This window comes from Asticcacaulis taihuensis, from assembly GCF_900100255.1.
In the GTDB taxonomy this organism is placed as follows: domain Bacteria; phylum Pseudomonadota; class Alphaproteobacteria; order Caulobacterales; family Caulobacteraceae; genus Asticcacaulis; species Asticcacaulis taihuensis.
This window is the reverse complement of record NZ_FMTS01000001.1, coordinates 1,272,992-1,285,380: the sequence shown is the minus strand read 5'-3', so window position 1 is coordinate 1,285,380 and position 12,389 is coordinate 1,272,992. Positions and strand designations below refer to the sequence as shown.

The 12,389-nt window shown below is 60.0% G+C and carries 10 protein-coding genes; 5 read left to right on the top strand and 5 right to left on the bottom strand.

Annotated features, from left to right (window positions below; genetic code table 11):
- Window positions 1–30 precede the first annotated feature (30 nt).
- The 4 genes from BLO49_RS06115 to BLO49_RS06100 are packed head-to-tail and all read left to right on the top strand — an operon-like array spanning window position 31 to window position 1,880.
- On the top strand, window positions 31–285 hold the full coding sequence (locus BLO49_RS06115) for a type II toxin-antitoxin system VapB family antitoxin (RefSeq protein WP_090645539.1): 255 nt from the start codon (window positions 31–33) through the stop codon (window positions 283–285).
- Window positions 282–683 (top strand): type II toxin-antitoxin system VapC family toxin, encoded by a 402-nt coding sequence (locus BLO49_RS06110; protein WP_220083698.1) that lies wholly within the window; start codon window positions 282–284, stop codon window positions 681–683. Before BLO49_RS06115 ends, BLO49_RS06110 begins: the two co-directional genes overlap by 4 nt.
- Window positions 684–694: 11 nt before the next feature.
- Window positions 695–1,237, top strand: coding sequence for a sigma-70 family RNA polymerase sigma factor (locus BLO49_RS06105; RefSeq protein ID WP_245678875.1), 543 nt, complete (start codon window positions 695–697; stop codon window positions 1,235–1,237).
- Window positions 1,230–1,880, top strand: a complete 651-nt coding sequence (locus BLO49_RS06100; RefSeq protein WP_090645534.1) for an NrsF family protein — start codon at window positions 1,230–1,232, stop codon at window positions 1,878–1,880. The genes BLO49_RS06105 and BLO49_RS06100 overlap by 8 nt, the downstream gene beginning before the upstream one ends.
- A gap of 92 nt (window positions 1,881–1,972) precedes the next feature.
- Here BLO49_RS06100 and BLO49_RS06095 read toward each other — a convergent pair whose 3' ends face one another.
- The 4 genes from BLO49_RS06095 to BLO49_RS06080 form a co-directional block, all read right to left on the bottom strand.
- A complete protein-coding gene (locus BLO49_RS06095) occupies window positions 1,973–3,220 on the bottom strand; it encodes an ROK family transcriptional regulator (RefSeq protein ID WP_090645532.1) in 1,248 nt (415 codons plus the stop codon).
- Window positions 3,221–3,542: 322 nt separating this feature from the next.
- Window positions 3,543–4,478, bottom strand: coding sequence for an alpha-E domain-containing protein (locus tag BLO49_RS06090; RefSeq protein WP_090645529.1), 936 nt, complete (start codon window positions 4,476–4,478; stop codon window positions 3,543–3,545).
- Between the two features lies 1 nt (window position 4,479).
- Window positions 4,480–5,928, bottom strand: a complete 1,449-nt coding sequence (locus tag BLO49_RS06085) for a circularly permuted type 2 ATP-grasp protein (RefSeq protein ID WP_090645523.1) — start codon at window positions 5,926–5,928, stop codon at window positions 4,480–4,482.
- A gap of 62 nt (window positions 5,929–5,990) precedes the next feature.
- Complete coding sequence (locus BLO49_RS06080; protein ID WP_090645519.1) at window positions 5,991–7,883, bottom strand: class II glutamine amidotransferase; 1,893 nt, start codon at window positions 7,881–7,883, stop codon at window positions 5,991–5,993.
- A gap of 239 nt (window positions 7,884–8,122) precedes the next feature.
- On the opposite strand from BLO49_RS06080, the gene BLO49_RS06075 reads away from it, so the two are divergent.
- Window positions 8,123–11,509 (top strand): transglutaminase family protein, encoded by a 3,387-nt coding sequence (locus BLO49_RS06075; protein ID WP_090645517.1) that lies wholly within the window; start codon window positions 8,123–8,125, stop codon window positions 11,507–11,509.
- On the opposite strand, the gene BLO49_RS06070 is transcribed toward BLO49_RS06075, so the two are convergent.
- A complete protein-coding gene (locus BLO49_RS06070) occupies window positions 11,506–12,375 on the bottom strand; it encodes a tetratricopeptide repeat protein (RefSeq protein WP_090645514.1) in 870 nt (289 codons plus the stop codon). The two genes, BLO49_RS06075 and BLO49_RS06070, sit on opposite strands and share 4 nt — an antisense overlap.
- Window positions 12,376–12,389: the final 14 nt, after the last annotated feature.

The following is a 12,389-nucleotide window of genomic DNA, read 5'->3' as shown; positions in this document are numbered from 1 at the left end:
TTTGTGTATAATGGAGGAAAGGAGGCCGTCATGCCCTTGAACATCAAGAACGACCGGGCGCACGACCTGGCTCGGCAAATTCAGCAAAAGACCGGCGAAAGCCTGACCACGGCAGTGATCGTGGCGCTTGAAGAACGCCTGCGTCGCGTGGCGCCCGAAGAGGACAAGGCGGCCCGGCTCGCTCGCATCAACGAGATCATCGACCGTGCCGCCAGCTATCAGGTGCTTGACAATCGCACGCCCGAAGAAATTATCGGATACGACGAAAACGGCCTGCCCTCGTGACGGGATTGGCAATCGACACGTCGGCGCTCGTGGCTATACTGACTAAAGAACCGGAAGGTGCGGTTTTTAAAGCGGTCATGCTCAATTGCAGTCAGCTTGTGATGAGTGCGGCGAGTCTTTTGGAGGCCCGCATGGTTCTGTACGGGCGTCATCCGGCATTGCCCGGCGAATTGGATGCTCTGTTGGTGGAAATGGGTATCACAATCGAACCCGTCACCGCCACGCAATCCGATATCGCTTTCGAGGTTTTTCGGCGCTACGGCAAGGGCACCGGCCACAAGGCAGGGCTGAATTTCGGCGATTGCTTCGCCTATGCCCTTGCCATCGAGCGTAATACGCCGCTACTGTTCAAGGGTGACGACTTCGTCCATACGGATGTCAAGTCCTTTGAGATGTAACCTTAGCGCGCATGGCCCCGTATAATATCAGTGAATGGCAGGCCCTTATGCGCAGCGCGCAGGCCGGTGATGCCGCGGCATACCGTTCCCTGCTGGAAGCCCTGAGACCCTGGCTGGTGGCCTATTTCCGGCGGCGCCTGATGGGCAGCGATGGTGAAGATTTAGTACAGATGACGCTTTTAAGCTTGCATGAGAAACGCAACACCTATGATTCCGGCTCGCCCTTCCTGCCGTGGATCGCGGCGGTGGCGCGCCACAAGCTGATCGATTTTGTCCGCAAGAGCGGTCGCCATATCCATGTCGAACTGAACGAGGAACTGGGCCTGGAGGACGGGATGCAGCCCGACCTGGCGGCACGTGATGTGGCGGTACTGCTGGCGCAGTTGCCGAAGGACCAGGCGCGGATCATCAAGCTGCACAAGCTGGATGGCCTGAGCGTCGAGGAGGTGGCGGGGCAGACGGGAAAGAGCGCTTCGGCGGTCAAGGTCACCGTCCATCGCGGACTGAAAAAGCTGCAATCGCTTGTCGGCATCAAGGGAGGCGTCAATGAGTGATATAATTGACAGTCTGACCGATGGCCTGAAGCCCGTGAAACCGTTGCGCAGCTGGCCGTTGTGGCTTGGGGCGCTGGCCGGCCTGATCGTGGCCGTGCTTTACATCTGGTTTTTCTATGGACCGCGCCCGGAACTGACGGCGCTGATGGGCGGCGAATGGCCGCGCAGCCATATGCCGGTCGTGAAGCCGCTGATGTTCCTGGCGCTTGGGATCAGCGCCCTTCTGGGAGCGTCCGGCCTGGTCCGTCCGGAAGGGCGGCCGAAACTGCGCTATCTGATGCCGGTACTGATCATCGGCGCGATTGTGTTCGGCGCCCTGTTGGTCGAATTTCAGCATGATGGCTGGGCAGGCACCATGGTCAATCTCAGCGACGGCGTACTGATCTGTTATATGACCATCCTGTGCGGCGGTATGGCCGGCCTGATCGTGCTGTGGCGCCTGTGGCTCAGGCGGTCGGCGACCTCGCATCCGTTGAGCCTCGGCGCCCTGAGCGGTCTGGCCACGGCCTCGCTGATGGCGGCGACCTATGCCCTGCATTGCCAGGGGGATGCCCCGGTCTATCTGCTGCTGGTCTACGGCATGGCCGTGGCAATCCTTACCGGAATTGCGGCATTGCTGGGTGGGAAACTTCTGCGCTGGTAGCTAATGAGCATATAGCCATGCCAGAATGGCTATGAAGATGCAGGTCATCCCCACAAAAGTCAGGAGTATTGACATCAGTAATCTTCCCATTATCAGCCGGTCTTCATCAGGGCTTCGCGGATCGGCAGGAAGCGGTCATTGAAGGGCAGGATACCGGCGCCGCGCGCGGCTGCATCGACGGCCAGATCGGCGCGCATGACGGGCGGAAGCGTCTTGATACGGCCCTGATAGGCGGCGAATTTCCGGTTCAGGCGGATGCAGAGCTGTTCGATATAGGCCGCGGGCAGGCGGCCGCCGATAAAATGGGCTTCCGGATTGATGGCGCAACTCATGACCAGGAAGGGCTCGAACAGCTTGTCGGCGGCGCGATCGAGCCAGGCGTCCACGCGGGCCTTGGCGGAATCGCCCAAGGATTCCAGGTCTTCGGGCGTGGAGGCATTGATGCCGGCCTTGCGCAGGTAATCGTAAAGCGAATAGAGCGAGACCATGTCTTCCAGGGTTTGCGGTTGACCGTTTTCATCGGTCACCGGCAGAAAACCGATCTCGCCCGAACGGCCGTCGGCGCCGCGATAATAGTGCCCGTCTATCACCAGTCCGCCGCCCAGGCCGGCGCTGATAATGGTGTAGATAAAGCTGCGATGCCTCAGGCCATGGCCGAACTGCATTTCACCGATCGACGCGGCGGCGGCGTCGTTTTCGACATAAACCGGCACGGGCAGAACCTCGGCGAACAGGGCGGCGACGTCGATTTCCGACCAGATGTGGTAGGCGTCGGGGCGATTGGCTACGGGCACCCGACCGAGATCGTCAGGGATGCCGATACCAATGCCGATCAGGCGGTCCATGTCGATGGCCTTGTCTGCCACGATCTTATCGACCTCGGCCTTGAAGAAGGCGACGACCTCATCGGGCATGGCGAAGTGGACCTCACGGCAGACGCGGGCGCGTACATTGCCGACGAAATCGAGCGCCACGATGGCGATATGGTCGCGGTCGATATTAAGGCCTATGGAGAAGGCGCCATCCGGATTGACCACCAGTTTGGTGGCTGGCTGGCCACGGCCGCCCAACTGGCGACCGGCCTTCAGGATCATGCCCTCATTGAGCAGGCGCTTGGTGATATTGGCAATGGCCGGGGCGGTGAGGCCGGTCAGTTCGGTGATATCGGCGCGGGTAATCGGGCCCCCGGCGGCGCGTATGGCCTGAAGGGTGACGCGCTGATTGTGGTCGCCTGCGCGCTCTAAATTGGTGCCGGAAAGTGAATCGCCGAGCGCGTGTCCCCTGGGCTCCAGTCGGACCGTGCCCACCTGTTCATCCCCGCCCCTTTGATCCGCACCCATAAGCAACCCCTCCGGGGTAAGTATATTGTCTTTCCCGTGTTGATATTCCGCCACGGGCTTGTTCTTTTATCGCGCCTTGTCTGACGCTTGATTTAGGCGCCCTGCGGTTATTCGCTCAACCAGCAGGCGTTCTGATTCACTTTTATTCTATAAGGCTTATCGTTTAAAATTGTAAGATCAATCTTGAGGGCCAGACATCAGGTTTCGTCAGGGAACGAAGGGGCCGCCGGACGCTTGGGGACTGGCCCGGCCGTTCTTTTCGCCCGTCAAATTCATGGCCGCGAACTTTTCACATACGTCCGGATCGCCTGAGGCAAACACGCTAATTTTCGAAATAGCTTTCATAGATCGCTTCATCGACCAGGTTGAGATTGGCCTGGAAGATATCGATGAACTCATGCAGGCCGGTCGAAATGATATGGCTGGTGTCGGAGGTGCGGATCGTCCGGCAAAGGGTTGCCATTTCACGGGCCGCCTTGCTGTCACCGTTCCCGTTCGTCAGGGTTTTCAGCGCCGCTTCGGCGTCTTCCAGGCAGAACTGCACCGAGCGCGGGAAGGCTTTCGAGAACAGCAGGAACTGGGTCACGTCCCTATAATTGATGGTGTGAAACTGCTGACGGTACATTTCCAGCGCATTGACCGATTTGAGCACAGCGCCCCACTGGACGGCGTCATAGGCGCTGTCCTTCCAGACATCGTTATGCGGTAGCAGCAGGAAGTATTTGACATCCAGCAGGCGGGCGGTTTTGTCGGCGCGTTCCAGCATCTGGCCCATATGGGCGAACTGCCAGCCCATGTCGCGGCTCATGGTGTTGTGCATCAGGCCGGTGAACAGGTGCCCAGACTGGCGGATTTCGCGGTAATAGTCCTGAAGGTCGGCCACTGAGCGCTTACGGCTCTGGCTCTGGGTCAGGTGATAGATTTCGTTGATCTTTTCCCACATCTCAACCGGAATGACCTCGCGCACCGTGCGTGCGTTTTCGCGGGCGCGGAAGATGGATTGCAGGATGGAGTTGGGGTTCTTCTGGTCGAACGTCATGAACCTGACCACGGCCCGCTCGTCGGCCTGGGTGTAGCGCTGGTTGAAATCTTCGTCGTCCCCGGAAGTGGCGATCAGCGGATACCACTGCGCCGCGTTCTGATCGAGGGCGAGATCGAGCATCAGGTGTGTGTTGACGTCGATGAAGCGCGCCACGCAATCGGCGCGTTCGAGGTAACGGGCCATCCAGTAGATGGAGTTGGCGACACGGCTCAGCATATCAGTTCGCCTCCCCTTCGTCTTCCAGCACCCAGGTATCCTTCGAGCCGCCGCCTTGGCTGGAATTGACCACCAGAGAGCCCTTCTTGAGGGCCACGCGGGTCAGGCCGCCGGGCAGGGTGAATATCTCCTCGCCATAAAGCGAATAGGGGCGAAAATCGACGTGACGGCCTTCGATGCTGTTGCCGATCAGGGTGGGTGCGCGCGAAAGCGAAAGCGTTGGCTGGGCGATATAGTCGCGCGGCCTGGCCTTGATCAGGGCGGCAAATTCCTTCTGCTCGGCCTTGGTGGATTTGGGGCCGATCAGCATTCCGTAGCCGCCGGAGAGATTGACCGCCTTGACCACCAGCTTGTCGAGATTGGCCAGCACATATTCGCGCTCCTTATCGTCCTCGCAGATATAGGTCGGCACATTGTTGGCGATGGCATCCTCGCCGAGATAGTATTTGATGATCTTCGGCACATAGGCATAGATCGCCTTGTCGTCGGCAATGCCGGTGCCGGGCGCATTGGCCAGCGCCACATTGCCCTTACGATAGGCGTTCATGATGCCGGGCACACCGAGCAGCGACTCCTTGCGGAAAATCTGCGGGTCAATGAACTCGTCATCGATGCGGCGGTAGATGACGTCGACGCGCTTCAGGCCGGCGGTCGTCCGCATATAGACCTTGTCGTCCTCGACCACGAGATCCGACCCTTGCGCCAGCGGTACGCCCATCTGCTGGGCCAGATAGGCGTGCTCGAAATAGGCGGAGTTATAGATGCCGGGGGTCAGGACAATGATATTGGGATCGTCACGACCATCCGGCGCGATGTGCTTCAGCGTCTTGTACAGATGATCACCGTAATCCGACACCGGGCGGATTTTCAGGGTATGGAAAGCCGCCGGCATGATCCGTTTCAACACGGCGCGATTTTCCAGCACATAGGAAATACCGGAGGGGCAGCGCAGATTGTCTTCCAGCACATAGAACTCGCCGTCGCCGTCACGCACGAAATCGGTGCCGGAAATATGCGTCCACACGCCCTTGGGCGGCTTCAAACCCTCGCAGGGCTTGAGATAACAGGCCGAGGAGAAGATCAGCTCGGACGGAATGACCTTGTCCTTGAGGATTTTCTGATCGTTATAGATGTCCTGGATGAAGAGATTCAATGCCGTGATGCGCTGGGCTATGCCCCGTTCGAGCTTCGCCCAGTCGGCGCCGGAGACCATGCGCGGAATGATGTCGAAGGGCAGGATCTTCTCGGTGCCCTTCTTGTCGCCATAGACATTGAAGGTATTGCCAGACTGGTAAAGGATGTCCTCGGCCAGTTTCTGCCGGCGCTTCAGTTCGGCGCGCGAGAGGGTGTCCAGTTGTTCGACCAGCGGATGGGCGCTGAGGTGGGCCATGCCATCCGATGCGAACAGTTCGTCGTAAAAGCCGTCGGTCTTGTAGGTCTCTAGCGCCACAGTCTGATCCGGTAATATATCGCCTCAGGACCAGATACGCGGGCATGAGGCAGGGCGTTTACTTATCCAAAAACCTCATTCATCGTGACCTGGACCCGCAGGGTTTCTTTGCCGCCGCCGCGGTAGATGGTGCCCGCCGTGGGGGTCGCATCCAGGTAGTTTCGGCCGCAGGCAACGCGGATATGATCCTGTGTCACCAGAATGCCGTTAGTGGGATCGAAGCCGCGCCAGCCGAGATAGGGGATATAGATTTCCACCCAGGCGTGGCTGGCGTCGGACTGCATCTTGTTTTCGTAGTCGGCGCCAGTGAAGACGTAGCCGACGCGATAGCGCGCGGGGATGCCGAGCAGGCGCGCCAGGCAGATGAACAGGTTTGCGAAATCCTGGCAGACGCCTTCGCGCGAGGCATAGACATCGAACGGTGTCGTCTTCAGCGAGGTTGAGCCCGGCACATAACGGAAATCGCGGTAGATGGTCTGGTTGATGTCGTTCAGCGTGTCCATCAGATGGCGGCCGTTACGCTCAGCGAAGCTCATCGCATAGACCAGCAGTTCGGAAATCTGGGTTTCCGGCAGTTCGGGCGAGCGCAGATATGGCTCCATCATCACCTGTTGCCACGGCATCAGGGAGAGCGGGATGAAATGCTGGCGCTTTTCCGGTGACAGATCGTCAGCGGACCGGCCATAGATCTTGACCAGCGAGCGGCAGGAAATGGTCAGCTTTTTGTAGGGCTTGATGATGCTGTAATGAATGGTCTGGTTGCCGAAGACATCCTCGAAACGCATATCCTCGCCCTCGGCGGAGATACTGAGGGTGGAATTGACCACCTCCTGCAGCGCATCCTCCATCGGCATCAGGCGGAAGCTGTGCGTCGAGTGCTCGACCTCCTGCTCGTAGGTATATTCGGTCGAGTGGATGACGTCGTACAGCCGGTAGGTGAGGGGCGAGCCGTCCGGCGCGTGGGTCAGGGAGCGCGCGTTGAGGATATTGTGCTGCACCGACTTCATCTGTTGCAGGGATTGCAGGATGGAGAGCTGCTGGGCCTGGGCCTGCTGATCGGCGAACAGGTTGGGCTGTATGCTGCGTGACCCTTGCAGGTGGCCTTCCTGCTCATGCACCGGCTGCTGCGCCGGGGCGGTCTTGCCGTCCTTCTTGTTGGTCCACACCAGGGCGCCGCGGCGGGCAATGATCAGTTGCCCCTTCTGCATCGGCTTCCAGTCGCCTTCACGGAAGGGGGAGGAGCAAAAGACCAGACCGGTGCGGAAGGTATCGCGCGGATTATTGAGCGCGAAGGAGGCTGAGTCCGAATGATAGCCGCGCTCGCCGTGCGGCGGGGTCAGGCGGCCGTAGTACAGATGGCTTTCCGACTGGGAGCCGTAGAAAGCGGCCACGCTGGTGCCGTCGGAGATCACCATGTCGGCGCTGCCCATGTCGTCCAGTTGCAGGAACCAGCTCAGAAGCACCTGATGGTCGATATCGGCAAGCGTCCGCGCGCCATAGTCCTGCACCTTGCCGAGCAGAAAGCAGAAGGCCAACTCCGAATCCGTGCGGCCCATGGGCTCCAGGAAGATCGACTTGTTGAAATGCAGCTTCTGCATGGCAGTCTTGTCGAGATCGCCATTATGCATGAACACCCAGTCCTGGCCGGCAAAGCTGCGCGAGAACGGCTGGGTTTCGAGATGGGTATAGCCGGAAGCGGCGCCGCGTACCTTGCAGAAGAAGACGGTGGAGCGGAAGCTGTCCCAGTCGTGCATGGCGCCATGCAGGGACTTGGTATCGCGCGCGGAAGGGTCTTTCGCCACGATGGCGGCCTTGGTATCGCCCGGATACCAGGTCAGGCCCCAGCCCAGTGTGTGCTCGCCCTTCACGCCCGCCTTGCGGAACTTGAGGTCGATCGCCGGCGAACTCAAACCGTCGAAACTGAAAGCCAGGATGTCACTCGAAATCGCGCTCAAAGAAATTGCTTCCCATGCTGCCCCAGTGAAAAAGCGTCTTTTTCACGCATTGTTGCATTGCAACTAGACTTTTTTAATTTGCGGCTGTCTAGTCCCTAAAGACTTGTAGATGACACTTTTTTTGCGATTCCGTAACGCTTTTGGCTCAGTCGCCGCCGGGCTCGCGCCATCGGGCGCGGCGGGCGGTCGCCCTTGCCGAAGACTGTTCGTCTTCGGAGTCTGATTGGAGACCTTGTTCGATGAGTATTCTGGCTGCGCTGCATCATGTTTCGGATTATCGCTACGATCGTCCGATCAGTCTCGGTCCCCAGGTTATTCGTCTTCGTCCCGCGCCGCACACATGGGCGCATGTGCAGTCCTATGCGCTGAAGGTCGAGCCGGCCAACCACTTCATCAACTGGCAGCAGGACCCCTTCGGCAACTGGCTGGCGCGCATCGTCTTTCCGGAAAAGACCTCGTCATTCAAGGTGACGGTCGATCTGGTGCTGGAGATCAAGGTCTTCAATCCGTTCGATTTTTTCCTCGAAGATTCGGCGACGAAGTTCCCCTTCAAATACGATGAGGCCCTGAAGGACGAACTGGCGCCCTATCTGGAGATCAAGGACCGCGATCCGGTTCTGATGGACTATGTTGCGTCGATTTCGGATGAACCAATAGGCACGGTCGATTTCCTGGTCGCTTTCAACCAGAAGCTCAATGCCGACCTGAATTACACCCTGCGCATGGAAGCCGGTGTGCAGACCCCGGCCCAGACGCTCAATCTGTTGCAGGGCTCCTGCCGCGACATGGCCTGGCTGGCCTGCCAGGTGCTGCGCCACAAGGGGCTGGCGACGCGTTTCGTCTCCGGCTACTCGATCCAGCTCAAGGCCGATGTCGAGTCACTGGACGGACCTTCCGGTGTCTCGGAAGATGTTACCGACCTGCATGCCTGGTATGAGGTCTATCTGCCGGGCGCCGGCTGGATTGGGCTCGACGCTACCTCCGGCATGTTCACCGGTGAGGGGCATATTCCGCTGTGCTGCGCGCCGAATCCGACTTCGGCGGCGCCGATCACCGGCGCTCACGAAAAGGCGGAATCGACCTTCGCCCACGAGATGAGCGTGACGCGCATCTATGAAAGCCGCCGCGTCACCCGGCCCTATTCGGAGGCCGAATGGGCGGATATCGATGCGCTGGGCGGCAAGGTCGATGCGAAGCTGGAAGCGCAGGATGTGCGCCTGACCATGGGCGGCGAGCCGACCTTCGTGTCGCTCGATGACCGCCTCGGTGACGAGTGGCATTTTTCGGCGCTTTCCGACACCAAGAAGAAGCTGGGCTATGACCTGTTCCAGCGGCTAGCCGGGCGCTTTGCCAATGGCGCTTTGGCCCAACACGCGCAGGGCAAGTGGTATCCGGGGGAAATCCTGCCGCGCTGGGCGATGAATATGTACTGGCGTCATGACGGCCAGCCGATCTGGCTCGATCCGGCGCTATTGGCTGATCCTGAGACCAAGGGTAATGCCAAACCGGAATTGGCGGGCGAATTTCTCGGCAAGCTGGCGGCTGTGCTGGGCGTGGGTGATGATTACGTCCTGCCCGCTTACGAGGATATTCCCTACCTGCTCTGGAAGGAGCAGCGCATCCCGCTGGAGGGGGAAATGCTCAAGGCGGATGTGTTTGAGGCCGCCGAACGCAAGCGCCTGCAGGCCAAACTGGATGAGAATGTCGGCAAGCCCACCGGCTATGTCCTGCCTCTGGCTTTTTCGGCCAAGACGGATAGCTGGATCAGCAATCGCTGGAAATTTCGTGCCGAGAAGATGATGCTGATACCGGGTGATTCACCGGTTGGCCTGCGCCTGCCGTTGGGTGCGCTGCCGTTTGTCGATCAGGCGCTGGTGGATGAGCATCTCTTCCCGCCGCGCTCGCCCTTTGCCGAGATGGAACCGCTGGCGGATACCAGGAAGGCGGTCGATTCTTACGGGGAAACTCTCTCTTCTCCTCCCCTGCAAAGCGGGGGAGGGGGACCACGAAGTGGTGGAGGGGGCTTGCCACGCCAAAAGGCCCCCTCCGCCTCGACAGGCTCGGCACCTCCCCCGCTTCGCCAAGAGGTTCGCAAGGGAGGAGAAATTGATCCAAACGGCCTGATCCGCTCGGCCATCTGCGCCGAGGTGCGTCAGGGCAAGCTGTTCCTGTTCCTGCCGCCGCTGACCTATATCGAGCACTATCTCGACCTGATTCACGCTATCGAAGCCGTGGCATCAGTGCTGAAAACCCCGGTGGTGATCGAAGGCTATTCGCCGCCGCGTGATCACCGTGTGGAAAGCATGTCGGTCACGCCCGATCCGGGGGTGATCGAGGTCAATATCCAGCCGGCGAAGTCCTGGCCGGAACTGAAGGACATCATTACCACCGTCTATGAAGAAGCCACCCAGGCCCGTCTGGTCGCCGACAAGTTCATGATCGATGGCAAGCGTGTCGGCACCGGCGGCGGCAATCATATCGTCATGGGGGCAATGAGGCCGGAAGACTCGCCTTTCCTGCGCCGGCCGGACGTGCTGGCTTCTATGATCCGCTTCTGGCAGAACCATCCGAGCTTAAGCTATCTGTTTTCCGGCCTCTATATCGGGCCGACCTCACAGGCGCCGCGCATCGACGAGGCGCGCCACGAAAGTCTCTATGAACTGGAAATCGCGCTCAAGTCCATCCCGGCCGGCGGGGAGGTCTCGCCCTGGCTGGTCGATCGTCTGTTGCGCAACCTGCTGGTCGACCTGACGGGCAACACCCACCGCGCCGAATTCTGCATAGACAAGCTTTATTCGCCGGACAGTGACCGCGGGCGGCTGGGGCTGCTGGAAATGCGCGGCTTCGAGATGAGCCCGCATCCGCAGATGAACCTGATACAGGCCCTGCTGATCCGGGCTTTGGTCGCCGCCTTCTGGCAAAAGCCTTATACCGCGCCACTGGTGCGCTGGGGCACGCAACTGCACGACCGCTTCATGCTCGGCCACTATGTCCACGAAGACATGATGGAAGTGCTGGGCTATTTGCGCGGCAGCGGTTTCAATTTCTCGCCGGACTGGTTCATTCCGTTCTTCGATTTCCGTTTCCCGACAGTCGGCACTGTGCAGATCGGCGACATTACGCTGGAACTGAAAAACGCGCTGGAGCCTTGGCCGGTCATGGGCGAGGAACAGAGCGGCGGCGGCACGTCGCGCGGGGTGGACTCATCGGTCGAGCGCATGGAAATCCGGCTGAAGGGCGCGGTGTCCTCGCAGCATGTCGTGACCTGCAACGGCCTGCGTCTGCCGCTTTCGGCGACGCGAGATGGCAATATCCAGGTGGCCGGCATTCGCTATAAGGCGTGGAATCCGTGGTCGTCCCTGCATCCTAACCTGCCGATCAATACGCCGCTGAAATTCGATGTGCTCGATACCCGGCTGCAACGGTCGCTCGGCGGCTGCAAATACCACGTCATGCACCCCGGTGGGCGCAATTACGATACCTTGCCGCTCAACGAAAACGAGGCCGAAGGCCGCCGTCTGTCGCGCTTCGAGGCTCCGACCCATACCGCTGGCAAGGTGAAGATCCCGCCACTGGTCATTAATCCAGACTATCCGCATACGCTTGATCTGAGGTGGAAGCCCTAAGCCAGCGACCAGGTTTGCAGCCGCTCCTGCACTTCGCGCAGGTGTTTGGGTGACCAGTTTTCCGAGACGCGGCGCAGCTTGTCGCGGGCGGTTTCGCGGCCACGGCGCACGGCCTGGGCGTACCAGAAATAGGCGTGCTCGCGGCTGTGGGCCTCGCCGGAACTGCCGAAATAGCTATCACCGACGCGCTCCAGCGCCTCGGTGTCGCCTTTCAGGGCCGCCTGGCGATAAAGCTGAGCGGCCCTGACTGGTTCCGGCTTGCCCTTGAAACCCAACAGATAGAGATCGCCCAGGTGTTTCATGGCGCCGGCATGACCGCCTTGTGCGGCGGCTTCAAAATAGTCTGCCGCCCGGTCGAGGTCGGCCGTGATGCCCATGCCGTAGCGATACTGGTAGCCGGCATAGAACAGGGCGTCGATATTGCCTTCTGCCGCCTGCCGCATATGCAGCTTCCACGCTGTGTGATAGGCGCGGTCGGCCTTGTCGGCGAAACCGGCCCCCTTATGATGACGGTTATGGATTTCCGCCATCTTGAGCCAGGCGTAGCCGCTGCCTTTGTGTGCTTCGCGGCGGTAAATATCGAGCGCCCGCTGTATGAAATGACGCGCCCGGCCGGGATCATGCCAGGCGCCGCCCGTGCCTTTTTCGAGCATGTCGGCGCAATCGATACACGCTTTGGCATTGCCTTTGTGCGCCTTGCGCCATGCCAGAAGGTAGGGCGTGGGTTTGCGGGAAAACTGGAGGGGCTCCGGCCACAGGTCGCGGATCGCCAAAACCAGGGTGACCACAAGCACAAGTATCATCCCGGCATAGAAAAGCGTCGGGTTGATGCCGTCAAACACACCGTGGCTGAAGGGATAGGACATGCGGCAGGCTAGAC